Here is a 25,099-nt window from a genome sequence, read left to right as displayed (position 1 = left end):
CCCGGCCGATTCCCGAGGTGGTGCGAGTGCCCGGAACATGTACTTCTGAGGGGGGTTGACGAACCGCGGGCACCACAGGAGCCCCTTCAACGCTACCCGTTCCCGGGCACTTGCCGGGGGCGGTTTCACGGCAAGGACAGAGCAGCCGGTTAGCGCCTCTGTCCGGCCGTTTTCCCCGCTTCGCGCGCCGGGAGCGTCAGCGTTCGTAGAGGCCTTCGACCTCCTGTGCGAAGTCCTGCATGATCCGTTCCCTGCGCAGCTTCATCGAGGGGGTCAGATGGCCCGCCTCCTCGGTGAAGTCCACGGGCAGCACGGCGAACCTGCGGATCGACTCGGGGCGGGACACCAGCCTGTTGGCCTCGTCCAGGGCCCGCTGCAGGACGGCTTCCAGTTCGGCGTCGCCGACCAGGAGTTCCGGCGGCACCGGATGCCTGCCGTTCATCTGGCGCCAGTGGGTGATGCCGTCGGGGTCGAGGGTGACGAGGGCGGCGACGTACGGGCGCCCGTCGCCGACGAGCATGACCTGCGAGATCAGCGGGTGCTGGCGCAGCCAGTTCTCCAGCGGTGCCGGGGCCACCGACTTGCCGCCGGCCGTGATCAGCAGTTCCTTCTTGCGGCCCGTGATGGTCAGGTAGCCCTCGTCGTCCAGCTCGCCTATGTCGCCGGTGGCCAGCCAGCCGTCCCGGGTGGCGGGGACGACCCCGCCGGCCTGCGGGTCCCAGTAGCCGCGCAGCACATGGTCCCCGGCGAGCAGGATCTCCCCGTCCGCCGCGATCCGCACCCGGGTGCCGGGCAGCGGCCAGCCGACCGTGCCCAGCCGGGGCTTGAGCGGCGGGGTGACCGTGGAGGCGCCGGTGGTCTCGGTCAGGCCGTACCCCTCGAAGACCTCGATCCCGGCGCCGGCGTAGAACGCGGCCAGACGCCGGCCGAGCGGTGAGCCGCCGCAGATGACGTACTTGACCCTGCCGCCCATGGCGTTGCGGATGCGCCGGTAGACGAGCGGGTCGTAGAAGGAACGGGTGGTGCGCAGGGCCCTGTTGGGGCCGCCGCCGGTGCCGGTCTGCCGGGCTTCGAGCGCCTCGCCGTACCGCACGGCCACCGCGGTCGCCCGGTCGAAGGCGGCCGCCCGGCCGCCCTCCTCCGCCTTGGCCCGCGCGGAGTTGAAGATCTTCTCCAGCATGTACGGGATGGTCAGCAGGCAGGTCGGCCGGAAGGCGGCCAGGTCGGGCAGCAGGTCCTCGGCCTTCAGGCTCGGCGCGTGCCCGAGCCGGACCCGGGCGCGGACGCAGGCGATCGCCACCATCCGCCCGAAGACGTGGGACATCGGCAGGAACAGCAGGACCGACGCCTCCTCGGCCGATCCCGCCCGGAAGACCGGGTGGAGGAGCTGGACGGCGTTGTCGACCTCGGCGAAGAAGTTGCCGTGCGAGAGGGCGCAGCCCTTGGGGCGGCCGGTGGTCCCGGAGGTGTAGATGAGCGTGGCGAGGGTATCGGGGCCCATCATGCCGCGGCGTACGGCCACTTCGCCGTCCGGCACCTCGGCGCCCAGCTCGGCCAGTTGGTCCACGTGGCCCTGCTCCATGACCCACAGGTGCCCGAGGTCCGGCAGCCGCTCCAGTTCGGGGCCCAACGCGGCGGCCTGGGCGCCGGTCTCGGTGACGAGGGCGACCGCGCCGGAGTCGTGCAGGATCCAGCGGGTCTGGAAGACGGAGGACGTGGGGTAGACGGGGACCGTGACCAGGCCGGCCGCCCAGGCGGCGAAGTCGAGCAGCGTCCACTCGTACCGGGTCCTGGCCATCACGGCGATCCGGTCGCCCGGCGCCAGCCCCGACGCGATCAGGCCCTTGGCCACCGCGAGCACCTGCGCGGCGAACTGCGCCGCCGTCACGTCCGTCCATCGGCCGCCGTCCGCCCTGCGGCTGAGCACGACGGCGCCGGGTTCGGCCTCGGCGTTCTCGAACGGCAGTTCCGCGAGCGAGCCGTGCCGCACCTGCGGCGCGAACGGCGGGACGTACGCCTCCCGTACGGCACCGTCCAGCCGCCGGGTCTCGGGTTCCACCAGGACCGGCAGGCCGTCGTAGTCGGTGGCCTGGACAGGGGCGCCGGAGGAGACCGGGGCGCTCGGGTACGGGGTGGGCACGGGGCGGCTCCTCGGGCGTGCAGCGGAGAACTGCTTGCTGCCTGACGTACGTGCCTCGAGCGGCGAGGCGTTCACCGGCGGCTTCCCGCGGTAAGGAGTTACCGACGGTTAGGCAGGTGATCGTACGGGTCGGCTGTGGGGGGATTGTGCGGGTTTCGGGATGGTCCGGGAACGGGGGTGTGCAGCCTCGAGGATCATGTGAGAGGCGTTCGTGTTCCCTGGCTCACACTCACGGCCCGGGCCGGTCCCGGCTCGCCGGCCGGTGGTTTCACGGGCGTTCCAGGATCGCGGTCACGCCCTGGCCGCCGGCCGCGCAGACGGAGATCAGGCCCCGGCCGGGCCCGTCCCGCTCCGCGAGCAGCTTCGCCAGAGTGGCGACGATCCGCGCCCCGGTCGCCGCGAAGGGATGCCCGGTGGCCAGCGACGACCCGGCCACGTTCAGCCGGGCCCGGTCCACCCGCGGCAGCCCGCCCCCGGGGGTGTTCGGACGGGGTTGCGAGGGGACTCATCTCGACCTGCTCCTCAGCCGTGACATAGGCTTACCTCCGGTAACCTTACTCCAGAGTAAGCATCTTTGACCGAGTCGCACGGGAGTTGGACATGGCCGACCGCTACCTGAGCTTCACCGGCACGGCACCGGGCCGTTTCCTCACCCGGCGCCTGGGTCTGCCCCAGCCGGCCGAGCTGCGCCGCTGGTCGGCCGAACGCCCGTCACTGGAAGGCCCGTTGCTGCGTCTGACGGCCGGGGTCTCCGCGCTGGACCCGGCCCCCGTGCTCGCCCGCACCGGCCTCACCGACGGCGACCGGGACCCGGCCGCCGTCGTCCTGGACGCCACCGGCGTACGGGACGTCGGGACGCTCGCCGAGGCGCACGCGGCCCTGCGTCCCGTCGTGCGGTCCGTCGCGCCGAGCGGCCGGGTCCTGGTCCTCGGTACACCGCTCGACCCCGCCGACCACCACCAGGCCGCCGCCCAGCAGGCCCTGGAGGGCCTCACCCGCTCGCTCGGCAAGGAGATCGGCGGGGGCAGGACGGTCAACCTGGTACGGCTGACCGACGCGGCGGCCGCCGAGTCCACCCTGCGCTTCCTGCTCTCGCCCAAGTCGGCCTACGTCAGCGGCCAGGTGGTCGAGGTCGGTGCCGGGCCGGCCACCGCCCCGGCCGACTGGGCGAAGCCGCTCGCCGGGCGGACCGCGCTGGTCACCGGCGCGGCGCGCGGGATCGGCGAGGCCGTCGCCGAGACGCTGGCCCGGGACGGCGCCCATGTCGTCGTGCTCGACGTGCCGGCCGCCGAAGCGGACGCCCGCCGGGTCGCCGAGCGGCTCGGCGGCACCGCCCTCGCCCTCGACATCACCGCCGGCGACGCGGGCGAGCGCATCGCCGGCGCGCTCCCCGACGGACTGGACGTCCTGATCCACAACGCGGGCGTCACCCGGGACCGCCGGCTGGTCAACATGCTCGCGGACGGCTGGAGTTCGGTACTCGAGGTGAACCTGGGCAGCGTGCTGCGCACCACCGACGCACTGCTCGCCAAGGGCGCGCTGCGCTCCGGCGGCCGGATCGTGGCCACCGCCTCCATCGCCGGGCTCGCGGGCAACGCCGGGCAGACCAACTACGGCGCGAGCAAGGCGGGCGTCGTGGGCCTCGTACGGTCCCTCGCGCCGCGCGCGCTCGCGGAGCACGGGGTGACCCTGAACGCGGTCGCGCCCGGGTTCATCGAGACCCGGATGACGGCCGCGATCCCGCTGTTCATCCGGGAGGCCGGCCGACGGATGAACTCCCTCGCGCAAGGAGGCCTGCCGGCCGACGTCGCCGAGACCACCGCCTGGCTCGCCCACCCGGCCTCCGGCGCGGTCAACGGCCAGGTCGTCCGCGTCTGCGGCCAGAGCCTGCTGGGAGCGTGAGTTGACAACCGTCACCCTGTCCTCCGCCCCCGCGCTGACCCCGCTGCTGGCCCGCGGCGCCCTGCGCTCGCCCTTCAGGCGCCCGTCCCCGGAGGCGGACTTCCCGCGCGACCGGCTGGTCCTGCCCGGCCTGCGGGTGGACCTGGCCCGGCTGGCCGCCTACGAGCGGGTCTGCGGCTTCGCCCCCGGCGCCGACGACGCGGACGCGCTGCCCGTCACCTACCCGCACGTCCTCGGCTTCCCGCTGGCCATGCGCCTGATGAGCGGGCGTGACTTCCCGCTGCCGCTGCTCGGCCTGGTGCACACCTCGATCGGGATGGTCCGCCGCACCGGCCTGCCGGCCACCGGGGAGTACGAACTCGCCGTGCACATCGCCGCTCTCGCCCCGCACCGGCGCGGCACCGAGGCCACGGTGGTCACCGAACTGCGGGCCGGCGGGGACGCCGTGTGGGAGTCGCGGAGCACCTACCTCGCCCGGCACCGGACCGCCGCCGGGTCCGGTGCGGCGCCGGGGCCCGACGAGGAACGGCGGCCACCGCTTCCGGCGGCGGCCGAGTGGCGGCTCCCGGGCGACCTCGGCCGCCGGTACGGCGCCGCCTCCGGCGACCGCAACCCCATCCATCTGCACCCGCTGACCGCCCGCCTCTTCGGCTTCCCGCACACCATCGCGCACGGCATGTGGACGGTGGCGCGCTGCCTGGCCGCTCACGGCACGCCCGAGGCGGCCCGGGTCGAGGCCCGTTTCCGGGCGCCGGTGCCGCTGCCGGCAACGGTGACCTACGGCACGGACGGCACCGGCCGTTTCGAACTGCGCGGAGCAGGGGACCGGCCGCACCTGACCGGCGAGGTGAGGGCGCTGACCCCGTAGGCCGCGCCGTCCGGGCCCGGGACCTCAGTCCTCGAAGCGCGGCGGGCTCCAGGGGCGGCCCTGCATCAGGTTGCCCAGGCCCGCCCAGGCGAAGTTCATCAGAGTGGCCGCCGCCTGCCGTGCCGTGGTGCCCGGGGTGGCGTTCGCCCAGGCGGCGAGGGACTCGGCGGCGCCGACCAGGGCCTCGGCGAGCCCGGCGACCTCACGCTCGGCGAGGTCCGGATCACGGTGGGCCTCGCGGGCGGCGACTGCGATCAGCCGGGTCACGAACGCGACGATCTCCTCGCGCATCGCGGTGACCTCGGCGGCGAAGAGCTCGCCGTGGGTACGGGCCTGGAGGTGCAGCACGGCCCAGCCGTCGGGATGCTCGGCGGTGTGCGCGAAGAACGCCTGGAGCCCGTCCCAGAGCTGGCGGTCGGCGGGCAGGTCACCGCGGACGCCGGTGCGGACCGCCTCCGACAGGGCCCTGGCCTCCCGGCGGATGCACGCCGTGAAGAGGTCTTCCTTGGAGTTCAGGTAGAGGTACACCAACGGCTTGGACACGCCCGCCAGTTCGGCGATCTCGTCCATCGACGCGGCCATGTACCCCCGCCGGCCGAAGATCCGTACGGCGGCGTCGAGCATCTGCCGCTCCCGCACCGCACGCGGCATCCGCTTGGTCTTCACGGCACCCATGGGGAGAAGCCTAGTTGTGCCGCCGGGGCGCCCGGCGCGCACCGGACATCCGGGACGTCAGGAGGCCTGGCTCCGCGCCCGGGTGGTGTCGTCCGCCACGTCCTCCTGGCTGCGGCTGGAGTCCAGGTTGGCCTTCATCCGGTCCACCCGGTCCACGATCCGCACCGAGGCCCGCTCCCGCTCCCGGCGCAGCACCACCCAGCTGATCGGCGCCGACAGCACCAGCGCGAGCAGCAGCACCCACAGGAAGTTCGAGTCGCCGAAGCCGCGCGGGAAGATGCCGGAGTAGACAGCTCCCCAGACGACCACGAGGCAGCCGGCGAAGATGCCGAGGCGCATCAGCGTGTAGCGGAGCATCTCAATCCACTCTTCCGTGTCGTTACGGTCCGAAACCCCGCGGGGCATCGTCCAGTGAAGCACGTGCGGCGGCCGATCTTCACGGGGGGTCCGGCGCCTCAGGTCAGCGGGAGCAGCATGGTGATGTCGTCGCGGTGGTCGCCGGGGGCGACGCGGATGGCGCCGGGCACCCGGCCGACCTCCTTGTAGCCGCAGGAGGCGTAGAAGTGCTCCAGGCCGTGCCCGCCCCGGCAGCCGAGCCGTATCGCGTCGATGCCGCCGAAGCCGCGGACCGCGTCCTCGGCGGCCGCCATCAGCTCGCGGCCGTACCCCTTGCCCTGGTGCCCCGGGTGGACCATCACCGTGTACAGCCAGACCCAGTGCGTCTGGAGCCGGTGCGTGTTGAAGGAGACGAAGGCGGTGGCGGCCACCGCGCCAGCCTCGTCGTGCCCGACCAGCAGCCGCATGCCGCCGCCGGCCAGCGCCGCGAGCTGCTTCACCAGCGCCGGGCGTATGTCCTCCCGCGTCACCGGGGGCACGAACCCGACGGCCCCGCCCGCGTTGGTCACGTCCGTCCACAGCGTGAGGACGCCCTCGTGGAGGGCAGGGGTGATCGCCGGGTCGAGCGTGAAGGTAAGGGGCATGCGGCGAGTGTATCTATTACCCGAGTGTGCGTGCGGCGATTTTCAGATCCGCCACCAGGCCCTCGTACGCCGCCTCGCGGTCCTGGGCCCGCGCCCGCAGCACGGATGAGGGGTGCACCGTCGGGACCAGCCGTTCCGGCCGCCCGTGGATCTCCCGCTCCAGCACGGTGCCGCGCACCTCGCCCACCCGGAACGACGCCCCGAGCAGCGCCTTTCCGGCCGTGGCGCCGAGCACCACGATCAGCTCGGGCCGCACGACGGCCAGCTCGGCCGCGAGCCAGGGCCCGCACGCGGTCATCTCCCGCAAGCTCGGCGCCTTGTGGATCCGCCGCTTGCGCGGTTCGGCCCGGGTGAACTTGAAGTGCTTGACGGCGTTGGTGACGTAGGCGTCCGCCGGGTCGAGGCCGGCCTCCGCCAGCGCGCGGTCCAGCAGCCGGCCGGCGGGCCCGACGAACGGCCTGCCCTCCCGGTCCTCCCGGTCGCCCGGCTGCTCCCCGACGAGCATCACCCGGGCATGGGCCTTGCCGGCCCCGAAGACGGTCTGGATGGCGTCCCGGTGCAGGGGGCAGCCCCGGCAGGCGGCCGCGGCCCGGCGCAGCGCGTCGAGGCCGGCCCCTTCCGGGACGAAGGGGGCGGCGCTGTACCGGTCCTCCGGGCCGCTGCCGCTCGGGGTCATGGCCCCCGGGTACCCCGGGGGCCGGAAATGGTTCAGACCCGCATCGCCTGCGGGGACTCCCGGCGCAGGGGGTCGGGGCCGTCGTACTCGCGGATGATCTCGTAGCGGGTGTTGCGCTCCACCGGACGGAAGCCGGCGTCCCGGATGAGGTCCAGCAGGTCCTCGCGGGTCAGCTTGTTCGGGGTGCCGTAGTTGTCGGCGTCGTGGGTGATCTTGTACTCGACCACCGAGCCGTCCATGTCGTCGGCGCCGTGCTGGAGGGCGAGCTGGGCGGTCTGCACACCGTGCATCACCCAGAAGACCTTCACGTGCGGGACGTTGTCGAACAGCAGCCGGGAGACGGCGAACGTCTTCAGCGCCTCGGCGCCGGTCGCCATCTGCGTGCGCGCCTGGAGGCGGTTGCGGACCTTGCCGTCCTTCATGTCCACGAAGTCGTGCTGGTAGCGCAGCGGGATGAAGACCTGGAACCCGCCGGTCTCGTCCTGCAGTTCACGCAGCCGCAGCACGTGGTCGACGCGGTGCCGCGGCTCCTCGATGTGCCCGTAGAGCATGGTGCACGGGGTCTTCAGGCCCTTCTCGTGCGCCAGCCGGTGGATGCGGGACCAGTCCTCCCAGTGGGTGCGGTGGTCCACGATGTGCTGGCGGACCTCCCAGTCGAAGATCTCGGCGCCACCGCCGGTGAGGGACTCGAGGCCGGCGTCGATCAGCTCGTCGAGGATCTCGGAGGCACTCAGCCCGGAGATGGTCTCGAAGTGGTGGATCTCCGTCGCCGTGAAGGCCTTCAGCGACACGTCCGGCAGGGCGGCCTTCAGCTCGCGCAGCGAACGCGGGTAGTACCGCCACGGCAGGTTCGGGTGCAGGCCGTTGACGATGTGCAGCTCGGTGAGGTTCTCCGACTCCATCGCCTTGGCGAGCTTGACGGCCTCCTCGATGCGCATCGTGTACGCGTCCTTCTCCCCCGGCTTGCGCTGGAAGGAGCAGTAGGCGCAGGAGGCCGTGCACACGTTGGTCATGTTGAGGTGCCGGTTGACGTTGAAGTGCACCACGTCACCGTTCTTGCGGGTGCGTACCTCGTGCGCGAGTCCGCCCAGCCAGGCCAGGTCGTCCGACTCGTACAGCGCGATGCCGTCCTCGCGGGACAGCCGCTCACCGGAGCGGACCTTCTCCTCCAGCTCGCGCTTGAGCCCGACGTCCATGCCAACACCTTTCTCCGACAGCCCGACCAACGGTATCCCTAGACCTCTTCGGGCAGCTCCCCGACCCGGTTCTCCCACTTCGTGGACAGCACGACCGTGGTGCGGGTCCGGGACACGCCCTTGGTGCCGCTCAGCCGCCGGATCGTCTTCTCCAGGCCGTCCACGTCCGTGGAGCGCACCTTGAGCATGAACGAGTCGTCACCGGCGATGAACCAGCAGTCCTCGATCTCCGGCAGGTCCCGCAGCCGCTGCGCCACGTCCTCGTGGTCGGCGGCGTCGGACAGCGAGATGCCGATCAGCGCGATCACGCCGAGGCCGAGGGAGGCCGAGTCCACGATGGCGCGGTACCCGGTGATGACACCGGCCGCCTCCAGCCGGTTGATGCGGTCGGTGACACTGGGTCCCGACAGGCCGACGAGGCGCCCCAGCTCCGCGTAGGAGGCCCGGCCGTTCTCCCTCAGGGCCTGGATGAGCTGCCTGTCCACCGCGTCCATGCGATCGAAGCCTTCCGCTGAGAAGTTCCCGAAGTGATGAGAGGTACTGCGACTTGCCCGGCTACCGGCCCGCTGCGCCGCCGCCCAGTTCGCCCTTCCAGCGCCGGTACAGGCCGTGCCCGACGCCCGCCGCGTCCAGCACCCGCCCGGCGACGAAGTCCACCAGGTCCTGGATGTGGGTGGCGCCCGCGTAGAAGGCGGGCGAGGCCGGCACCACGCTCGCGCCGGCGTCGTCCAGCGCGACCAGGTGCCGCAGGGTCTGGCCGTTCAGAGGGGTCTCCCGTACGGCCACGACGAGCGGCCGGCGCTCCTTCAGTGTGACGCTCGCGGCGCGTTGCAGCAGGTCCTTGGAGAGGCCGAGGGCGACACCGGCGACACAGGCCGTGGACGCCGGGACGATCAGCATCCCCCGCGCCGGGTACGACCCCGAGGACGGTCCCGCCGCGAGGTCCCCCGCACCCCAGTACCGCACCCCGCTGACGTCCACCTGGAACGTCCCGGGTTTGCCGTCGGCCCCCCTGGCCAGCCATTCCCGCAGGTCCTCCTGCCAGTGCGCGTCCCGGAACGAGATCCCCGTCTCGTCCAGCAGCGTCAGCCGCGAGGCCCTGCTGACCACCAGGTCGACCGCCTCACCGGCGTCCAGCAGCGCCCGCAGCACGGCTGCCGCATACGGCGTACCGGAAGCTCCGGACACCCCCACGATCCAAGGCGCGCGCTGCGTTTCTCCTGCGTTCACACCTTGAGCGTACCGGCGGGCCGAACCGTGTTCAGGACGGGTCGGCCCGACCGCGGCGCCGCCCCCCGCTCAGACCGTCAGACCCCGCACCAGCAGGTCCAGCAGCGCGCACACGAACAGGGCGATACCGATGAAACCGTTGACGCTGAAGAACGCCCGGTTCACGCGGGACAGGTCGTGCGGGCGGACGATGGTGTGCTCGTAGCCGAAGGCGCCCGCCACGACGACCAGGCCCAGCCAGAAGAACGCGCCGGCGTGGGTCGCGAGGGCGTACCAGACGAACAGGGCCGTGGTGACGGTGTGGCAGGCGCGGGCGCCCCAGACGGCGGCCGGGACGCCGAAGCGGGCCGGGACCGACCTGACGCCGATCTCGCGGTCGGTCTCGACGTCCTGGCAGGCGTAGATCAGGTCGAAGCCGCCGATCCAGATCCCGACGGCGAGACCGAGGATCACCGCGTTCCAGGACCACTCGCCGGTGATCGCCAGCCAGCCGCCGACCGGGCCCATCGCCTGGGCCAGACCCAGGATGGCCTGCGGGAAGTTGGTGAACCGCTTGCCGTACGGGTAGACCACCATCGGGATCACCGCGATGGGCGCCAGGGCCAGGCACAGCGGGTTCAGCAGGGCCGCGGCGCCCAGGAAGACCACGAGCGCGACCAGGGCGCCCGTCCAGGCGTGCCGCACCGACATCGCGCCGGTGACCAGCTCGCGCTGGGCCGTGCGCGGGTTGCGGGCGTCGATCTCGCGGTCGATGATCCGGTTGACCGCCATCGCGAACGTGCGCAGGCCCACCATGCAGACCGTGACGAGCAGGAGCCGGCCCCAGTGGATGTTCCGGTCGAGCTGGAACATCGCGGTGAGGGCGGCGATGTAGGCGAAGGGGAGCGCGAAGACCGAGTGCTCGATCATCACCAGGCGCAGGAACGCCTTCGTGCGTCCCGGCCGCGGAAGTGCCGCGGAGGCGCTGCTCACAGGCCGTACTCCTTCCAGCGGCGGTCCACCAGGGCCGCCGTATCCGGGTCCGACAGGACCATCTCCGGCCATCCGCCGTCCCTCGTGTAGCCCTCCTCGGGCCACTTCATGGTCGCGTCGATGCCCGCCTTGCCACCCCAGAACTGCTGGTAGGAGGCGTGGTCCAGGTGGTCGACGGGGCCTTCCACGACCGTGAGGTCGCGGGCGTAGTCCGTGTTGCCGAGGGCGCGCCAGGCGACTTCGTGCAGGTCGTGCACATCGCAGTCGGCGTCCACGACCACGATCAGTTTGGTCAGGGACATCATGTGCGCCCCCCAGATCGCGTGCATCACCTTCTGCGCGTGCTTGGGATACTTCTTGTCGATCGAGACGATCGCGCAGTTGTGGAAGCCGCCTGCCTCGGGCAGGTGGTAGTCCACGATGTCCGGGACGATGATCTTCAGCAGCGGCAGGAAGAATCGCTCCGTGGCGCGGCCGAGGGGGCCGTCCTCGGTGGGTGGCCTGCCGACCACGATCGACTGCAGCAGCGGCCGCTTGCGCATCGTCACGCAGTCGATGGTGAGCGCAGGGAACGGCTCCTGCGGGGTGTAGAAGCCGGTGTGGTCGCCGAAGGGGCCCTCCGGGAGCATCTCGCCGGGCTCCAGCCAGCCCTCCAGCACGACCTCGGCGTTGGCGGGGACCTGGAGCGGGACCGTCTTGCAGTCGACCATCTCGATCCGCTTGCCCGCGACGAACCCGGCGAACAGGTACTCGTCGATGTCGCCCGGCAGCGGCGCCGTCGAGGCGTAGGTCACGGCGGGCGGGCAGCCGAAGGCGATGGCGACGGGCAGCCGTTCGCCGCGCCGGGCCGCCACCTGGTAGTGGTTCCGGCTGTCCTTGTGGATCTGCCAGTGCATGCCGATGGTCCGCTTGTCGTGCCGCTGCAGGCGGTACAGACCGAGGTTGCGGATGCCGCTCTCGGGGTCCTTGGTGTGGGTCAGGCCCAGGTTGAAGAAGGACCCGCCGTCCTGCGGCCAGGTGAACAGCGCCGGGAGCCGGTCGAGGTCCACCTCGTCACCGTGCAGCACGACCTCCTGCACCGGCGCGTGGTCCGGCTTCACCTTCTTCGGCGGCACGTGCGCCATCGCGCCGAGCTTCCCGAACGCCTCGCGCACGCCAACGAACCCGTGCGGCAGCTCGGGCCGCAGCAGCCCGCCGATCTTCTCGGAGATCTCGCCGTACGACTTCAGGCCGAGCGCCTTCAGCAGCCGCCGGTCGGTGCCGAAGACGTTCATCGCGAGGGGCATCGCGGAGCCCTTCACGTTCTCGAACAGCAGCGCGGGGCCGCCCGACTTCTGGACCCGGTCGACGATCTCCCCGACCTCCAGGTACGGGTCGACCTCGGCCTTGATGCGCTTGAGGTCTCCCTCGCGCTCCAGCGCCCTGAGCAGGGAGCGAAGATCGTCGTAAGCCATGCCTCTCAGTATCGGTCACCCGCTAACCTGGGCTTGTCACCGGGGCCGTCCCACACCTTCGGGAGATCGCACGTCATGCTCAGGTATCTGCCCGTCCTGCTGGTGCTGGCGCTGTGGATCTACGCCTTCGTCGACTGCCTGAACACCCCCGAGGAAGAGGTGCACCACCTGCCGAAGGGCGTGTGGCTGCTCGTCGTCCTGCTCTTCGGCTGGGTGCTGGTGGGCCCGGTGGCCTGGCTGATCACCGGCAGGGTCCGGCAGCCGGCCGCCGCGAACAGCGGCACACCCGCCGAGCGGCAGCCGGGCTCGGGCTGGGTCGCGCCCGACGACAACCCCGAGTTCCTGAAGTCCCTCGAACGGGACGACCCCAGGAACGACTGAACCCGTGGAACTGAGGCTGCTCGTCACCTTCGAGAAGGTCGCCACCGTCCTGAGCTTCACCCAGGCCGCCGCCGAGCTGTCGTACGCGCAGTCCAGTGTGACCAGTCAGATCCGGGCCCTGGAGTCCTCGCTGGGCGCCGAGCTGTTCGACCGGCTCGGTGGCCGGATCCGGCTCACCGAGCCGGGTGAGCGGCTGCTCCCCTACGCCCGGCGGATCATCGAGCTCGCCGAGGAGGCACGGGCCGCGGTCACCGGCGCGGAGGAGCCGGCCGGCACCCTCACCGTCGGCACCATGGAGTCCTTGACCTCCTACCGGCTGCCCCCGCTGCTGGAGTTCTTCCACCACCGCCACCCCGCGGTGCGGCTCGCGCTGCGCACCACCATCGGCGACGAGACCCGGCAGGCGCTGCGTCGGGGCACGTACGACGTCGGGTTCCTGATGGAGGCCGAGACCGAGCACCCGGGCCTTCGGAGCACGGTGCTGGCGGTGGAGCCGCTGGCGCTGGTGGCGGCACCGGGGCACGACCTGGCCGGGAAGCCCGTCGCGACCGCCGACCTCATCGGCCGGCCCCTGCTGGCCACCGAGCCGGGCTGTGCCTACCGGGACCTGTTCGAGCGGGAGCTGACGGCGCTGGGGCCGGTGGAGTTCATGGAGTTCGGCACGATCGAGGCCACCAAGCGCGCGGCGGCGGCCGGCCTCGGGACGGCGTTGCTGCCGGAGGTGACGGTCGCCGCCGAACTCGCGGCGGGCACGCTCGTACCGCTGGCCTGGAAGCCGCCGTTCACGCTTCGCACGCAGCTGGCGTGGCGGTCCGGGAAGCGGCTTCCGGCGCATGCCCGGCTGTTCGTGGAGCAGGCGCGGAGGCTGGTTTCCGAGCAAGGGTGACCTTGAGGCTCGCGGTGACGATGAGCGGGACGCCGAGGGCCTGCACCCATCCGATGTGGTGGCCGTACACCGCCCAGTCCATGACCATCGCGACGGCCGGGTAGACGAAGGCGAGTACGGCGATCTTGGCGGTGGGCAGCTTGGCGTAGGCGGCGTACATGAGGACGTACATGACGCCGGTGTGCAGCAGCCCGAGGCCCGCCAGCCAGCCCCAGTCCCAGCCGGTGCCCCGCATGGCGCCGAAGTCGGCGAAGGGCAGCAGCAGGGGTACGCCGACCAGGACCTGCACGAGGGCGATCAGGTGCGGGCGCACGCCGGTGATCCGCTTGGTGACCAGGGTGGAAAGCCCGTACAGCAGGGCGGCGAGCAGGGCCTGGCCGATGCCGGTGAGGTACGCGCCGCCGCCGGTGAAGTCGGCGGGCGTCACCCCGGAGACGAGGATCAGGCCGGCGAAGGCGACGCCGATCCAGCCGACCCGGGCGGCGGTGAGCCGCTCGCGGAACAGCAGGGCGCCGAGCAGCACCACGTAGAACGGCTGCGTGTGGTAGACCACGGTGGCCACCGAGATGGACGTGTTCTCGTACGACTGGAAGAGCAGCACCCAGTTGAACACGATGAACACCCCGCCGAGGACGGCGAGGCCGAGGGTGCGCGGGGTGAAGCCGTGGTCGCGCAGCCAGCCGCGGGCCACCACGTAGCCGCCGAGGGCCAGGGCGCCGAACAGGACGCGGAAGAAGACGACGTCGAAGGGCGGCGCACCGGACTCGACGACGAAGACGCCGAGGGTGCCGGACAGCATCATCGCGGTGGTCAGCTGGGCCGTGCCCGTGTGCTCTGAGGTCATGAAGCCGACGCTACGGACGGCCGCCGGGGCCGGTCCACGGGCCGCTGGGGCGTCCTGCCGATGGGGCCATCGGCGCCGCCGATGCCCGCAGGTCACCGGGGTGCGGGGGTCAGTCGACCCGGAGCACCAGGTCGAGCAGTCCGGGGAAGCGGGCGTCGAACTCCGTCCGCCGCAGCCGGTTCACCCGCTTGGGGCCCTCGTCGCGCTGCTCCACGAGACCGGCGCCGCGCAGCACCGCGAAGTGGTGGCTGAGGGCCGCCTTGCCGACCGGCACGTCGAAACTGCCGCAGCTCCGGGACCAGTCGGCGGACCCGGCGAGCTCCCGGACGAGCGTGAGGCGCACCGGGTCGGCCAGGGCGGCGAGCGCGGTGAGCACGGGCACCTCGTCGGGGTGGGTGTGCTCCGGGGCGGCCCGGTGACTGCTCGTGGCCATGCCGTCCTCCTCGCCGCGACGCCGGCCCGCGCCGTCCGCACTTGCCGAGTGTTCGATGAAAACCATACACTCCCGAGTGTTCGCTTTTCATTGAACACTTAGTCGAACGGGGAGTCCGGCATGCGCGCGATCGAGTTCCAGCGGTACGGCGGTCCCGAGGTGCTGACGGCGGTGGCGGCCGAGGCGCCCGAGCCGGGACCCGGGCAGGTGAGCGTCGACGTGGCCTGGACGGGCGTCAACTTCGCCGACCTGAAGGCACGTTCGGAGGGCTACCGGGTGCCGCGGCTGCCGTTCGTCCCCGGCCTCGAGGTCTCGGGCCGGGTCCGGGCGCTCGGCGCGGGCGTCACGGGTCTGGCCGTCGGCCAGGAGGTGGCGGCGCTGACCGGGGGCGGGGCGTACGCGGAGGTGGTGGTGGCCGAGGCGGCGACCGTCTTCCCGCTCCCGGCCGGCGTGGACCTGCGCACGGCGGCGACCCTCCCGACGGTCCTGCCCACGGCCTACGCCCTGCTGCACTCCGTGGGCCGGCTCAAGCCCGGCGAGACGGTGCTCGTCCAGGGCGCGGCCGGCGGAGTCGGCACGGCGGTGGGCCAGTTGGCGCGGGCGGCGGGCGCCGGTGCGGTGTACGGGGTGGTGTCCACGGCGGCGAAGGCGGCCCACGCCCGGGAGTACGGCTACGACGAGGTGTTCACCGGCGACTTCCGGCAGCGGGTGCGGGAGGCGACCGGCGGCCGGGGCGCCGACCTGGTGCTGGACCCGGTCGGCGGTGACACCCTGCGCGAGGGCCTGGCCTCGCTGGCGGTCTTCGGCCGCCTGGTCTCCTTCGGCAACGCGAGCTCGGCCGAGCCGTGGTCCGTCGGCCAGCCCGAGCTGTACCCGCTCGGCGTCTCCGTCTCCGGGTTCTCGATCCTGACCCTCGCGAGCACGGCCCCGGCCGAACTGCGCCGCCTGACCGAAGCGGCTTTCGCCAAGGTGGCCGACGGCACGGTGTCCCTGCCGGTGACGGCCGAGTTCGCGCTGGAGGAGGCGGCGGACGCGCACCGGCTGATGGGCGCCCGCACGAGCACGGGCAAGCTGCTGCTGCGGGTGGGGTCGTAGCCGGGCGCCGGGCCGGGCGTCGCCGTTCCCGAGCGGATCCCGGCGGCCCGGCTCGCGGCGGTGTCAGGTGTACTGCCCGGGAAGGGGCTCCGACGCCTCCTGATCGGGCGGCGGGGGCGAGGAACCCAGATTCTCGATCAGTCGTTCGAACCTCGTGCGCCAGGCCGTCTCCGACTCGCCCTCGTCCTGGAACTCGTGGGTGAAGCGCAGCACGCACCCGCCCTGCCGCTCACGCTCCAGATGGAACCGCATCCGGCCGCCCGCCACGGCGTACTCGGCGACCCGGTCCACGTCCCACGCCGTGACCCGCCCGGCGCCCAGGTCCCGGAAGGCGACCTCGCCGTCGAGTCTGGGCTCGAGCACGTCGACGGCGGTGAACCAGCCCGCGAGTCCCGCGGGCGTGGCCACCGCCGTCCAGACCTCTTCCATGGTCCTCGGGAGCCGCACCAGGAAGTGGAGTATGTGCGTGTTCCCGTGCGTCTGGCTGATGCCCTGTTCGATGGAACCGCTCATGGCACCAGTGTCACCGACCGGGCGGTCACACGCCCGCGTACGAGTGCTTGCCGGTGACGAAGATGTTGACGCCGTAATAGTTGAACAGCCAGCAGCCGAACGCGATCAGCGCCAGGTAGGCGGCCTTGCGGCCCTTCCAGCCGGCCGTGGCCCGCGCGTGCAGGTAGCAGGCGTAGGCGATCCAGGTGATGAAGGACCAGGTCTCCTTGGGGTCCCAGTTCCAGTAGCGGCCCCAGGCGTCGCCCGCCCAGATCGCGCCCGCGATGATCGTGAACGTCCACAGCGGGAAGACGGCCGCGTTGACGCGGTAGGCGAACTTGTCCAGCGAGGCCGAGGCGGGCAGCCGCTCCAGCACCGAGCGGGCGAAGCCGCCGGGCTTGCCGCCGGACTCCAGCTTGTTCTCGTAGGAGTCCTTGAACAGGTAAAGGATCGTGGCGACCGCGCCGACGTAGAACACCGCGCCGCAGAAGATCGCGGTGGAGACGTGGATGTACAGCCAGTACGAGTGCAGCGCCGGGACGAGCTGGTCACTGGCGGTGTACAGCACGGTCACGGCCAGGCCGAGGTCGAGCAGGACCGTGGTGACCAGGAACAGGCCGAGCCAGCGCACGTTCTTCCGCAGCGCCAACAGCGTGAGGTACACGCCGACGGCGACCGTGGAGAAGGTGATGTTGAACTCGTACATGTTGCCCCACGGCGCCCGCTGCACGGAGGCCGCGCGGGCGACGACGCCGGCGAGCTCCACGAGGAAGGCGAGCACGGTGAGCGAGACGGCGACCCGGCCGTACATGTCGCCCTGCTCGTCGCCGCCGTGCGCACCGGGCCCGTCCGGCACGTCCCGCGCGCCGGACGCGGAGCGCACGACGACCTTCGGCCGCTCCAGTACGGCGGTCCCCCCGGCGCTCTTGACGGTGACGGCGGGCGCGCCCGCCTGGCGCTCGGCGCCGGCGGTCAGCGCGGCGGCCGTACGGCCGACCTTGCTGCGGCTGCCGAACAGCCACTCGGCGATGTGGGCGAAGAAGGCCAGCGTGTAGACGGCCATGGACGAGTAGATCAGCGTGTTGCTGATGCTCGCCAGGTGTTCGTTGGTCGCGGCGGCGAGCTCGGTTGCGGCGGCGAGAGTCACTTCTCGGCCCCTTCGGCAGGTCCAGCGGGGGATGGGGTGGAGTCGTCGTCGGGGTCGGGTGCCCCCGGCGCCTGGTCGTAGAGGGTCGCGGCGAGGTCACCCAGTTCCTCGGGCACCTTGGCGGACTCGCTGCGGCCGAGCCCGGCCATCTCGACCACGGTGACACCGTCGGCGCCGCGCACCGCACGCACCCACACGCGGCGGCGCTGGATGAACAGGGAGGCGGCCAGGCCGAAGATCGCGCCGAGCGCGCCGACGAGCGCCCAGCCGCCGCCCGGCTCCTGGACGATCTCGAAGCCGGCCCACTCCTTGATGTCCTTCTCGAGCGTGATCGAGCCGGCGCCGTCCGGGAGCTTCAGGGTCTGACCCGGCTTGAGGTTCCCCCTGAGCTGCTTCCCCTCGGTGTCCTTGAAGCCCTTCATGTGGGTCTTGTCGAGCTGGTACACGCTCTGCGGGATGCCCGAGTTGACGCCGAGGTCGCCGTGGTACGGCTCCAGGTTCAGCACGGGGTTCAGCAGCGCCGGGAACTGCGAGAGCACCGAGGCGCCGCCGCCGTAGGTCGGCAGGAAGAAGGCCCGGACCCCGAGCTGGTCCTTCTGGCCCTTGGCGTCGCGGTAGCCGTCCATCACCTTGATCACGCCCTGTGAGGTGACGTTGCCGTCGAGCGGCAGCAGCGGCACGGCGTCCTGGTAGACGACCTTGCCCTTGCCGTCGCGGACGGTGATGACGGGCGCGTAGCCGTGACTGACGAGGTAGACCTTGGCGTCGCCGATCTTCAACGGCTCGTTGACCTTGATGGTGGTCGTCCGGTCCGTGCCGTCCGCGCCCTCGCTGTAGGTGACCTTCGCCTGGTAGGTGCGCGGGGTGCCGCGGTTGGGGCCGGTCAGCTCGTAGGTGCCGTTGAAGTCCTTCAGGCCGAAGCTGAACGGCGACAGGTCGTCGGTGGTGAACAGGCTGCCGGACTTGAAGTCGTCGTACATCGGCAGGGCGTTGGAGAAGCCGTCGCCCTCGACCATCAGCTTGGTGCCGTCCGACTTGTACATCTGCCCGGAGGCGAAGGCGACCAGCAGCACGATCAGCGCGATGTGGAAGACCAGGTTGCCCAGCTCGCGCACATAGCCCTTCTCGGCGGCGACGGCGTCACCGGCGACATGGGCCCGGAAGCGGCGCCTGCGCATGAGCGCGAGCGCGGCCTCGCGGACCTGCTCGGGCTCGGCCTCGGTGCGCCAGCTGGTGTAGGCGGGCAGCCGGTCCAGACGCCTGGGCGCGCCCGGCGGGCGGCCGCGGAGCTGGCCGACGAACTGCCAGGTGCGCGGGACGATGCAGCCGATCAGGGAGACGAACAGCAGGATGTAGATCGCGGAGAACCACACCGAGCTGTAGACGTGGAAGAGGCCGAGCCTGTCGTAGACCGGCGCGAGCGTCGTGTGGGCCGCGCGGAAGTCGTCGACCTTGGTGGCGTCGGCGCCGGTCTGCGGGATCAGCGAGCCGGGGATCGCGCCGAGCGAGAGCAGCAGGAGCAGCAGCAGCGCCACCCGCATGGAGGTGAGCTGCCGCCAGAACCAGCGGGCCCAGCCGATGACGCCGAGGCCCGGCAGGCTCACGGCCTCCTCCTGCGGGGCGGTGGAGAGCTGCGCGCCGGCCGTTCCCAGCTCCTCCTGCTCGCGGCCCTTGTCGGTTTCGGTTGTGCTCATCGATCAGATCCCCACAGTGAAGCCGTCGGACCAGCTCTGCATCTCGTTCACCAGGTGGTCCCAGGCCCCGGTCAGCAGCAGCACACCGGTCACGATCATCATCGTGCCGCCGGCGCGCATCACCCAGACATAGTGGCGCTTGACCCAGCCGAAGGCACCGAGCGCCTTGCGGAAGGCGACCGCGGCGAGCACGAAGGGCACGCCGAGGCCCAGGCAGTAGGCGATCATCAGAACCGCCCCGCGCCCGGCGCTCGACTCGTGCCAGGAGAGGAGGTTCACCGCGGCGAGGGTCGGCCCGATGCAGGGCGTCCAGCCGACACCGAACAGGGCGCCCAGCAGGGGCGCGCCCACCAGGCCCGCGGTCGGCCGCCGGTGGAAGCGGAACTCGCGCTGGGTGAACCAGGGCATCAGCCCCATGAAGAAGACGCCCAGCAGGATCATGAGCACGCCGAGCACCCGGGACAGGGTGCCCTTGTTGTCCTGGAGGGTCCAGCCGAAGTAGCCGAACAGCGCCCCGCTGGAGATGAACACGGCGCTGAACCCGAGGACGAACAGCGAGGCGCCGGCGACCATGCGGCCCCGTCTGGCCTCGGCGAGGTCGGTGCCGGCGATCCCGGTGACGTAGGAGAGGTAGCCGGGGACGAGCGGCAGCACGCACGGCGAGAAGAAGGACACGAGGCCGCCGAGCAGGGCGATCGGCAGGGCGACCAGCAGGGCCCCGTTCAGCACGGTGTCGTTCGGGCCCGTTCCGGCGGCGGCCAGCAGAAGAGTCGCGCTCACGTCACTTCTCCGCCAGGACCGGCTTGAGCATCTTCAGCAGCGCCGTGTCGTCGAGCGCCTCCAGCGCCCGCGCGGCGACCTTCCCGTCCTTGTCGATGACGAGCGTGGAGGGGATGAGCTGCGGGTTGAGCGTGCCCTTCTTGAAGCGGAGCATCAGCTTGCCCGTCGGGTCGTACAGGCTCGGGTAGCCGATCCCGTGCTCCTGCTCGAAGGCGAGCGCGGGGGTGGTGCTGGTGTCCCGGGTGTTGATGCCGACGAACTGCACGCCCTTGCCCTCGTACGCCTTGGAGACCTTGGCGAAGTACTGGGCCTCCTCCCGGCACGGTCCGCACCAGGAGCCCCAGACGTTGACCACGACGACCTTGCCCTTGTAGTCGGCGATGTCGAGGGTCTTGCCGTCGATGGTCCTGCCGGACAGGTCGGGCGCGGCGGCCCGCTTGCCCTGGGACGCGGTGTCGATGCCGTTGTTGCCGGTGACGAAGTTGGTGTTGCCGCCTCCGCCGGAGGTGCCGCCGTTGCCGCACGCGGACAGGGTCAGGGCCGTCACGGCGGCCATGGCGCTGAGCAGGACGGCGCGGCTACGGGTACTCATGTGAAAAGTTTCGCATGCCTGTTCCGGGGATCTCGCGCACCCCCCTGGCGGGCGGAAAACCCCATTTCAGGGACTATTTACACAGGACATTCCGGGCAATCCCTCACGCCGTACTGCCCGCGGCCGACTTGGCGTCCCGCAGGAACTCCTTCCAGCCCCCGGCCGGCCGCTGTCCGACCTCCAGGGTGCGCAGCCGGGCGAGCACCTCGGGCTTCTGCACGTCCATCCAGTCCACGAACTGCCGGAACGAGACCAGCCGCACGTCCCCACCCTTCTCCTTCTCGCGCGCGATGTGCTTGAAGGCCTGCTCGACGGCGTCCATGTAGATGCCGCCGTTCCACTGCTCGAAGTGGTTGCCGATGAACAGGGGCGCCCGGTTCGTCTCGTACGCCCGCCGGAATCCCTGGATGTAGGCCTGGGCGGACTGGGTCCGCCAGGCCGGGTGGTGGTACGCGGGCGCGTTGGTGGAGTTGACGGACTGGTTGGCCAGCATGTTGTAGTCCATGGACAGGACCTCGAAGGAACGTCCGGGGAAAGGTATCTGCTGGAGCGGCAGGTCCCAGATCCCCATCCGCTTCAGCGGCCACACCTGGCGGCCGCCCGGCGAGGAGGCGTCGTAGCGCCAGCCCAGCTCGCGGGCGGTGGGCAGCAGGTTGTTCTGGCCGAGCAGACAGGGGGTGCGGCCGCCGACCAGCTCCTTGTCGTAGTCGAACGGCAGCGACGGCAGGTCGGTCCAGCCGGTGTTGGTCCGCCACTCCTTCACGAAGGCCTTGGCCTGCCGTATCTCGCTCCGCCACTGCTGCGGGGTCCAGTTGCCGACCGAGCCCGAGCCGGCGCAGAAGTGCCCGTTGAAGTGGGTGCCGATCTCGTGCCCCTCGAGCCAGGCCCGGCGCACATTGGCCAGGGTCGACCTGACGTGGGGGTCGCTGAGGTAGCCGATGTCGGAGGCGCCGCGCGGGTTGTTCGGGGGCTCGTACAGCCGCTTCTTCGACTCGGGCAGCAGATACAGCCCCGAGAGGAAGAAGGTCATGCTCGCGCCGTGCTCCCCGGCCAGGTCGAGGAAGCGCGGAAAGAGGCCGTTGCCGACCTCGCCGGCGCCGTCCCAGGAGAAGATCACGAACTGCGGAGGGGTCTGGCCCGGCTCCAGCGGCTCGGGCTTCGCGGGCTGGTGCGGCTGCCGGCCGGTGAACGAGGTGGAGCCGTCGCCGATGGGCCGGGCCGGACGCGCCGTGCTCCCGCCCCTGCCCGCGCCGCTCTTCCCGCCGTCCGCGTGGCCGGAACCGGACGGCCGCCCGCTCTCGTCCGAGGACTTGAGGGACCCGCAGCCGGCGAGCGAGGCGGCGGCCGCCGTGCCCGCGCCGAGGCCCAGCGCTCCCCTGCGGGAGAGCGTCCGGCCGGTCCGGGAGAAGGTGCGCATGGAGATCCCCGATTCGTCACGCCTGCTGGTGGTCACCCATTCAGAGGGCGTGACGATCAGGGAGGTTCCGATACTTCTTTATGCTTTTCGTAACAGGCCAGGCAAAAGGGTGGATCAGGCTCCGAAGGCCTTGCCCTGAGCCGCGCCCTTGCCCTTCTTGGGCTTGGCACCGGCCCGGAGATGGACCGGGACCAGGTCGATGGCGGGCTCGGAGTAGCCGACGGAGACGATCCGGTCGCCCTGGAAGGTGAAGGTCGTCAGCGACGCGAGCGTGCACTGCCGCTTGCGCGGGTCGTGCCACAGCCGCCGCTTCTCGACGTACGACCGCACGATCCAGATCGGGAGCTGGTGGCTGACCAGCACCGCCTCGTGCCCGCGGGCCCGGTCCTTGGCCGTGTGCAGCGCGCCCATCATGCGCACGACCTGGTCGATGTACGGCTCGCCCCAGGACGGCCGGAACGGGTTGACGAGGTGCTTCCAGTTGTCGGGCTTGCGCAGTGCGCCGTCCCCGACCCCGAAGGTCTTGCCCTGGAAGACGTTGCCGGCCTCGATGAGCCGCTCATCGGTGGCCAGGTCGAGACCGTGCGCCTTGGCGATCGGGGTGGCGGTCTCCTGCGCACGCTCCAGCGGGGAGGCGCAGACGTGGGTGACGTCCCGGGTGGAGAGGTGCTCGGCGACCCGGTCGGCCATCTTCCGGCCCAGCTCGGACAGGTGGTAGCCGGGCAGCCGCCCGTAGAGGATGCCGCCCGGGTTCTCGACCTCGCCGTGCCGCATGACGTGGACGACGGTGATGTCCTTCTCGCTGCCGTTGCTGCTCATGCTGCCGTGGCCTCCGCGGCCGCTCGGGCCGCCGCCGGAAGGGCGTCGGCGATCTTCTGGATGGCCCGCGCGTCGTGGGCCGTGGACACGAACCAGGACTCGAAGGACGACGGCGGCAGGTAGACGCCGTTCGACAGCAGCGAGTGGAAGAAGGCGGTGAAGCGGAACGACTCCTGCCGCTTGGCGTCCTCGTAGTCCCGCACCTGCCGGTCGGTGAAGAACACCGAGAACATGTTGGAGGCGGTCTGCAGCCGGTGCGCGACGCCCTCCTTGCTCAGCGCCTCGGTGACCAGGTTCTGGATCTGCGCGGAGACCGCGTCGACCGTCTCGTACGCCGCGTCGTCGAGCAGCCGGAGCTGGGCGAGCCCGGCGGCGGTGGCGACGGGGTTACCGGAGAGGGTGCCGGCCTGGTAGACGGGCCCGGCGGGCGCGAGGTGGGCCATGACGTCGGCCCGGCCACCGAACGCGGCGGCGGGGAAGCCGCCGCCCATGACCTTCCCGAAGGTCATCAGGTCGGGCTTGACCCCGTCGACGCCGTACCACCCGGCGCGGCTGGTCCGGAACCCCGTCATCACCTCGTCGGAGATGAAGAGGGCGCCGTGCCTGCGGCACGCGTCCTTGAGGCCCTGGTTGAAGCCGGGGGCCGGCGGCACGACGCCCATGTTGCCCGGCGAGGCCTCGGTGATGACACAGGCGATCTCGCCCGGGTGCCGGTGGAAGGCCTCCTGCACGGCCTCCAGGTCGTTGTACGGCAGCACGATCGTGTCGCCGGCCTGGGCGCCGGTGACACCGGGCGTGTCGGGCAGCGCGAAGGTGGCGACGCCGGACCCGGCGGCGGCCAGCAGGGAGTCCACGTGGCCGTGGTAGCAGCCGGCGAACTTGATGACCTTGGACCGCTGGGTGAAGCCCCGGGCGAGCCGGATCGCCGACATGGTCGCCTCGGTGCCGCTGCTGACCAGCCGCACCTCCTCCACGGGCTCCACCCGCGCGACGATCTCCTCGGCGAGGGCGACCTCGCCCTCGCCCGGGGTGCCGAAGGACGTGCCGCGGGCGACGGCCTCCTGCACGGCGGCGATCACCTCGGGGTGCGAGTGGCCGAGGATCATCGGCCCCCAGGAGCACACCAGGTCGACGTACTCCCGCCCGTCGGCGTCGGTCAGGTACGGCCCCTTGCCGGAGACCATGAACCGGGGCGTGCCGCCCACGGCGCGGAAGGCGCGCACCGGCGAGTTCACGCCGCCCGGCGTGACGGCCGACGCACGGTCGAAGAGCGCCTGCGACGCGGGCGCTTCGTAGGGATAGGGCAGTTCGCTCATGGCACTCATGACGTGCGGCTTCTCCGGCCTCTCGGACTCCGGTTCGGGTGGTGACCACCTCAGGGTAGGCCGCGGCCCGGGCATCGGGCCGCCGGCCTCGGGGTCACGGCCGCGCCATCTGCGAGACTGAGAGCTGATACACACAGCTCATACGGCACGTAGTGATCAGTGACCGGGTTGATCCCGCGGACTGGTGTTTCACCGCACGTTTCGGCGGGCGGCCGTGGGGGAGGTCACTGACACGATGATCGGGTTGCGCGGCGGGGGCCACGCGTCCTAGAAAAGCAGTCGGGTGGAGATATGCATCGCGGTGGCGGACTGGGCGAGGGGACTGACGACCTGGGTCCTCGGCGCGCCCGGCGGGGAAGGCACCGGCGCGAGGTGGAGGAAACGTCCGAGCCACGTCAGGCCGACGCACGTCAGACACAGGATGTTCCGGGTGAGCCCGAGCGGAACGACCGGGGGATCGACCGGTCTCGGGCGGGAAGCAGAAATGGTGGTCGGGTGGGGGTGACGTACAAATACTTCGGCGCGCCGGACGGTGCGACGGCGGCCCGTGTCCCCATCTCGATGCGTCCCGAGGAACTCGGCGGCGACGAGCTGGGCATGAACGGCATGTTCACCAAGATCAAGCCGGAGACGATGGCCGCCATGGTGCTGACCGGCATCGAGGGCGTCCCCCTGCACAAGGTGCCGCCGCTCGAGCTGGTCGTCCTGCACCCCGACTACGCCGTCGTCAAGCTCCCCATGACGGTCGTCGACCCGCTCCGCGGCATCGGCGAGGAGGCGGTGGGCGCGGCGGCGTTCATCTGGTCGACGGTCCCGGACCGGGGCGGCCCCCGGGACGCGTTCAACGTGTACCAGCTGCTGCACGAGTGGCAGGACTTCTCGCACCGGCTGCATGAAGCCGGGCACCAGCCGTACTGCCTGGTGTGGCCCTGAGCGGGCGTCTCACTGTCGCTGATCTTTTCCTGGGCGGGGCCTTCGGGCCCCGCCTTCGTGTTTCCGGGCCGAAGGGAACGATCCGCACCCCGCCATCGTCTACAGTACCGTAGACAGTCTACGGAATTGTAGACGGCTGGGGTGCCGTGCGCCCGGAGAGGACTCGTG

At 71.5% G+C, this 25,099-nt stretch carries 26 protein-coding genes and 1 pseudogene; 6 read left to right on the top strand and 21 right to left on the bottom strand.

The features are described from left to right. Positions 1 to 196: 196 nt before the first annotated feature. A complete protein-coding gene (locus ACZ6B1_RS08545; protein ID WP_468776231.1) occupies positions 197 to 2,140 on the bottom strand; it encodes an AMP-dependent synthetase/ligase in 1,944 nt (647 codons plus the stop codon). Between the two features lie 268 nt (positions 2,141 to 2,408). After that, a pseudogene (locus tag ACZ6B1_RS08540) lies at positions 2,409 to 2,609 on the bottom strand (acetyl-CoA C-acetyltransferase); the annotation flags it as partial. Between the two features lie 131 nt (positions 2,610 to 2,740). Between ACZ6B1_RS08540 and ACZ6B1_RS08535 the strand changes: the two are divergent. Together ACZ6B1_RS08535 and ACZ6B1_RS08530 are read left to right on the top strand one after the other, a co-directional pair. Further along, positions 2,741 to 4,042: a 3-oxoacyl-ACP reductase gene (locus tag ACZ6B1_RS08535; protein ID WP_468776229.1), complete on the top strand. Its 1,302-nt coding sequence runs from the start codon at positions 2,741 to 2,743 to the stop codon at positions 4,040 to 4,042. Position 4,043: 1 nt separating this feature from the next. Further along, positions 4,044 to 4,910: a MaoC family dehydratase gene (locus tag ACZ6B1_RS08530; RefSeq protein WP_468776228.1), complete on the top strand. Its 867-nt coding sequence runs from the start codon at positions 4,044 to 4,046 to the stop codon at positions 4,908 to 4,910. 24 nt (positions 4,911 to 4,934) lie between these two features. Here ACZ6B1_RS08530 and ACZ6B1_RS08525 read toward each other — a convergent pair whose 3' ends face one another. From ACZ6B1_RS08525 to ACZ6B1_RS08485, 9 genes are all read right to left on the bottom strand, one after another. Continuing rightward, positions 4,935 to 5,585, bottom strand: coding sequence for a TetR/AcrR family transcriptional regulator (locus ACZ6B1_RS08525; protein WP_468776226.1), 651 nt, complete (start codon positions 5,583 to 5,585; stop codon positions 4,935 to 4,937). Between the two features lie 57 nt (positions 5,586 to 5,642). Beyond that, complete coding sequence (locus tag ACZ6B1_RS08520; protein ID WP_468776225.1) at positions 5,643 to 5,942, bottom strand: DUF4229 domain-containing protein; 300 nt, start codon at positions 5,940 to 5,942, stop codon at positions 5,643 to 5,645. A gap of 98 nt (positions 5,943 to 6,040) precedes the next feature. Continuing rightward, entirely contained in the window at positions 6,041 to 6,565 is a 525-nt protein-coding gene (locus ACZ6B1_RS08515) for a GNAT family N-acetyltransferase (protein WP_468776224.1), read from the bottom strand. A gap of 16 nt (positions 6,566 to 6,581) precedes the next feature. Continuing rightward, entirely contained in the window at positions 6,582 to 7,241 is a 660-nt protein-coding gene (locus ACZ6B1_RS08510) for a UdgX family uracil-DNA binding protein (RefSeq protein ID WP_468776223.1), read from the bottom strand. A 32-nt stretch (positions 7,242 to 7,273) separates the two neighbouring features. Continuing rightward, positions 7,274 to 8,437 carry an aminofutalosine synthase MqnE gene (mqnE, locus tag ACZ6B1_RS08505; RefSeq protein WP_468776222.1) on the bottom strand — a complete coding sequence of 388 codons (1,164 nt, stop codon included), beginning with the start codon at positions 8,435 to 8,437 and terminating at the stop codon, positions 7,274 to 7,276. A 38-nt stretch (positions 8,438 to 8,475) separates the two neighbouring features. After that, on the bottom strand, positions 8,476 to 8,931 hold the full coding sequence (locus ACZ6B1_RS08500) for an Lrp/AsnC family transcriptional regulator (protein WP_468776220.1): 456 nt from the start codon (positions 8,929 to 8,931) through the stop codon (positions 8,476 to 8,478). A 61-nt stretch (positions 8,932 to 8,992) separates the two neighbouring features. Next, positions 8,993 to 9,667, bottom strand: a complete 675-nt coding sequence (locus ACZ6B1_RS08495; RefSeq protein WP_468776218.1) for a UbiX family flavin prenyltransferase — start codon at positions 9,665 to 9,667, stop codon at positions 8,993 to 8,995. A gap of 69 nt (positions 9,668 to 9,736) precedes the next feature. Next, positions 9,737 to 10,639, bottom strand: a complete 903-nt coding sequence (gene mqnP / locus ACZ6B1_RS08490; RefSeq protein WP_468776216.1) for a menaquinone biosynthesis prenyltransferase MqnP — start codon at positions 10,637 to 10,639, stop codon at positions 9,737 to 9,739. Then, positions 10,636 to 12,093 carry a menaquinone biosynthesis decarboxylase gene (locus ACZ6B1_RS08485; protein WP_468776215.1) on the bottom strand — a complete coding sequence of 486 codons (1,458 nt, stop codon included), beginning with the start codon at positions 12,091 to 12,093 and terminating at the stop codon, positions 10,636 to 10,638. The genes mqnP and ACZ6B1_RS08485 overlap by 4 nt, the downstream gene beginning before the upstream one ends. A 75-nt stretch (positions 12,094 to 12,168) precedes the next feature. On the opposite strand from ACZ6B1_RS08485, the gene ACZ6B1_RS08480 reads away from it, so the two are divergent. Further along, complete coding sequence (locus tag ACZ6B1_RS08480) at positions 12,169 to 12,474, top strand: PLD nuclease N-terminal domain-containing protein (protein WP_468776214.1); 306 nt, start codon at positions 12,169 to 12,171, stop codon at positions 12,472 to 12,474. 4 nt (positions 12,475 to 12,478) lie between these two features. Continuing rightward, a complete protein-coding gene (locus ACZ6B1_RS08475; protein WP_468776212.1) occupies positions 12,479 to 13,360 on the top strand; it encodes a LysR family transcriptional regulator in 882 nt (293 codons plus the stop codon). Here ACZ6B1_RS08475 and ACZ6B1_RS08470 read toward each other — a convergent pair. Together ACZ6B1_RS08470 and ACZ6B1_RS08465 are read right to left on the bottom strand one after the other, a co-directional pair. Continuing rightward, a complete protein-coding gene (locus tag ACZ6B1_RS08470; RefSeq protein WP_468776210.1) occupies positions 13,257 to 14,204 on the bottom strand; it encodes a DMT family transporter in 948 nt (315 codons plus the stop codon). The genes ACZ6B1_RS08475 and ACZ6B1_RS08470 overlap by 104 nt on opposite strands. 109 nt (positions 14,205 to 14,313) lie before the next feature. Next, positions 14,314 to 14,637, bottom strand: a complete 324-nt coding sequence (locus ACZ6B1_RS08465; RefSeq protein ID WP_468776208.1) for an ArsR/SmtB family transcription factor — start codon at positions 14,635 to 14,637, stop codon at positions 14,314 to 14,316. 120 nt (positions 14,638 to 14,757) lie between these two features. On the opposite strand from ACZ6B1_RS08465, the gene ACZ6B1_RS08460 reads away from it, so the two are divergent. Further along, positions 14,758 to 15,732 (top strand): quinone oxidoreductase family protein, encoded by a 975-nt coding sequence (locus ACZ6B1_RS08460; RefSeq protein ID WP_468776206.1) that lies wholly within the window; start codon positions 14,758 to 14,760, stop codon positions 15,730 to 15,732. A gap of 63 nt (positions 15,733 to 15,795) precedes the next feature. Here ACZ6B1_RS08460 and ACZ6B1_RS08455 read toward each other — a convergent pair whose 3' ends face one another. The 8 genes from ACZ6B1_RS08455 to hemL form a co-directional block, all read right to left on the bottom strand. Further along, positions 15,796 to 16,245, bottom strand: coding sequence for an SRPBCC family protein (locus tag ACZ6B1_RS08455; protein ID WP_468776205.1), 450 nt, complete (start codon positions 16,243 to 16,245; stop codon positions 15,796 to 15,798). Positions 16,246 to 16,270: 25 nt separating this feature from the next. Then, entirely contained in the window at positions 16,271 to 17,371 is a 1,101-nt protein-coding gene (gene ccsB / locus ACZ6B1_RS08450; protein ID WP_468776204.1) for a c-type cytochrome biogenesis protein CcsB, read from the bottom strand. Next, a complete protein-coding gene (gene resB, locus ACZ6B1_RS08445) occupies positions 17,368 to 19,065 on the bottom strand; it encodes a cytochrome c biogenesis protein ResB (RefSeq protein WP_468776203.1) in 1,698 nt (565 codons plus the stop codon). The genes ccsB and resB overlap by 4 nt, the downstream gene beginning before the upstream one ends. Before the next feature lie 3 nt (positions 19,066 to 19,068). Next, positions 19,069 to 19,845: a cytochrome c biogenesis CcdA family protein gene (locus ACZ6B1_RS08440; RefSeq protein ID WP_468776201.1), complete on the bottom strand. Its 777-nt coding sequence runs from the start codon at positions 19,843 to 19,845 to the stop codon at positions 19,069 to 19,071. Position 19,846: 1 nt separating this feature from the next. Continuing rightward, entirely contained in the window at positions 19,847 to 20,437 is a 591-nt protein-coding gene (locus ACZ6B1_RS08435; RefSeq protein WP_468776199.1) for a TlpA family protein disulfide reductase, read from the bottom strand. 103 nt (positions 20,438 to 20,540) lie between these two features. Beyond that, complete coding sequence (locus ACZ6B1_RS08430; RefSeq protein ID WP_468777445.1) at positions 20,541 to 21,854, bottom strand: polysaccharide deacetylase family protein; 1,314 nt, start codon at positions 21,852 to 21,854, stop codon at positions 20,541 to 20,543. 114 nt (positions 21,855 to 21,968) lie between these two features. After that, positions 21,969 to 22,673 carry a histidine phosphatase family protein gene (locus ACZ6B1_RS08425; protein WP_468776198.1) on the bottom strand — a complete coding sequence of 235 codons (705 nt, stop codon included), beginning with the start codon at positions 22,671 to 22,673 and terminating at the stop codon, positions 21,969 to 21,971. Continuing rightward, on the bottom strand, positions 22,670 to 23,989 hold the full coding sequence (gene hemL, locus ACZ6B1_RS08420) for a glutamate-1-semialdehyde 2,1-aminomutase (protein WP_468777443.1): 1,320 nt from the start codon (positions 23,987 to 23,989) through the stop codon (positions 22,670 to 22,672). The genes ACZ6B1_RS08425 and hemL overlap by 4 nt, the downstream gene beginning before the upstream one ends. 300 nt (positions 23,990 to 24,289) lie before the next feature. Between hemL and ACZ6B1_RS08415 the strand changes: the two genes are divergently transcribed. Beyond that, on the top strand, positions 24,290 to 24,931 hold the full coding sequence (locus ACZ6B1_RS08415) for a hypothetical protein (RefSeq protein ID WP_468776196.1): 642 nt from the start codon (positions 24,290 to 24,292) through the stop codon (positions 24,929 to 24,931). Positions 24,932 to 25,099 lie beyond the last annotated feature (168 nt).

It is taken from the genome of Streptomyces sp. NPDC041129, from assembly GCF_055592265.1.
The sequence above is the reverse complement of the archived record's forward strand: the minus strand, read 5'-3'. Positions and strand labels throughout refer to the sequence as shown.

Bases quoted from the DNA above. Each gene is read 5' to 3' on its own strand.
- ACZ6B1_RS08460 (WP_468776206.1), top strand. From the start codon at position 14,758: ATGCGCGCGATCGAGTTCCAGCGGTACGGCGGTCCCGAGGTGCTGACG.
- ACZ6B1_RS08520 (WP_468776225.1), bottom strand. From the start codon at position 5,942: ATGCTCCGCTACACGCTGATGCGCCTCGGCATCTTCGCCGGCTGCCTC.
- ACZ6B1_RS08535 (WP_468776229.1), top strand. From the start codon at position 2,741: ATGGCCGACCGCTACCTGAGCTTCACCGGCACGGCACCGGGCCGTTTC.
- ACZ6B1_RS08515 (WP_468776224.1), bottom strand. From the start codon at position 6,565: ATGCCCCTTACCTTCACGCTCGACCCGGCGATCACCCCTGCCCTCCAC.
- ACZ6B1_RS08465 (WP_468776208.1), bottom strand. From the start codon at position 14,637: ATGGCCACGAGCAGTCACCGGGCCGCCCCGGAGCACACCCACCCCGAC.
- ACZ6B1_RS08510 (WP_468776223.1), bottom strand. From the start codon at position 7,241: ATGACCCCGAGCGGCAGCGGCCCGGAGGACCGGTACAGCGCCGCCCCC.
- mqnE (WP_468776222.1), bottom strand. From the start codon at position 8,437: ATGGACGTCGGGCTCAAGCGCGAGCTGGAGGAGAAGGTCCGCTCCGGT.
- ACZ6B1_RS08525 (WP_468776226.1), bottom strand. From the start codon at position 5,585: ATGGGTGCCGTGAAGACCAAGCGGATGCCGCGTGCGGTGCGGGAGCGG.
- ACZ6B1_RS08430 (WP_468777445.1), bottom strand. From the start codon at position 21,854: ATGCGCACCTTCTCCCGGACCGGCCGGACGCTCTCCCGCAGGGGAGCG.
- ACZ6B1_RS08470 (WP_468776210.1), bottom strand. From the start codon at position 14,204: ATGACCTCAGAGCACACGGGCACGGCCCAGCTGACCACCGCGATGATG.
- ACZ6B1_RS08500 (WP_468776220.1), bottom strand. From the start codon at position 8,931: ATGGACGCGGTGGACAGGCAGCTCATCCAGGCCCTGAGGGAGAACGGC.
- ACZ6B1_RS08455 (WP_468776205.1), bottom strand. From the start codon at position 16,245: ATGAGCGGTTCCATCGAACAGGGCATCAGCCAGACGCACGGGAACACG.
- ACZ6B1_RS08435 (WP_468776199.1), bottom strand. From the start codon at position 20,437: ATGAGTACCCGTAGCCGCGCCGTCCTGCTCAGCGCCATGGCCGCCGTG.
- ACZ6B1_RS08480 (WP_468776214.1), top strand. From the start codon at position 12,169: ATGCTCAGGTATCTGCCCGTCCTGCTGGTGCTGGCGCTGTGGATCTAC.
- ACZ6B1_RS08415 (WP_468776196.1), top strand. From the start codon at position 24,290: ATGCATCGCGGTGGCGGACTGGGCGAGGGGACTGACGACCTGGGTCCT.
- resB (WP_468776203.1), bottom strand. From the start codon at position 19,065: ATGAGCACAACCGAAACCGACAAGGGCCGCGAGCAGGAGGAGCTGGGA.
- ACZ6B1_RS08485 (WP_468776215.1), bottom strand. From the start codon at position 12,093: ATGGCTTACGACGATCTTCGCTCCCTGCTCAGGGCGCTGGAGCGCGAG.
- ACZ6B1_RS08425 (WP_468776198.1), bottom strand. From the start codon at position 22,673: ATGAGCAGCAACGGCAGCGAGAAGGACATCACCGTCGTCCACGTCATG.
- hemL (WP_468777443.1), bottom strand. From the start codon at position 23,989: ATGAGCGAACTGCCCTATCCCTACGAAGCGCCCGCGTCGCAGGCGCTC.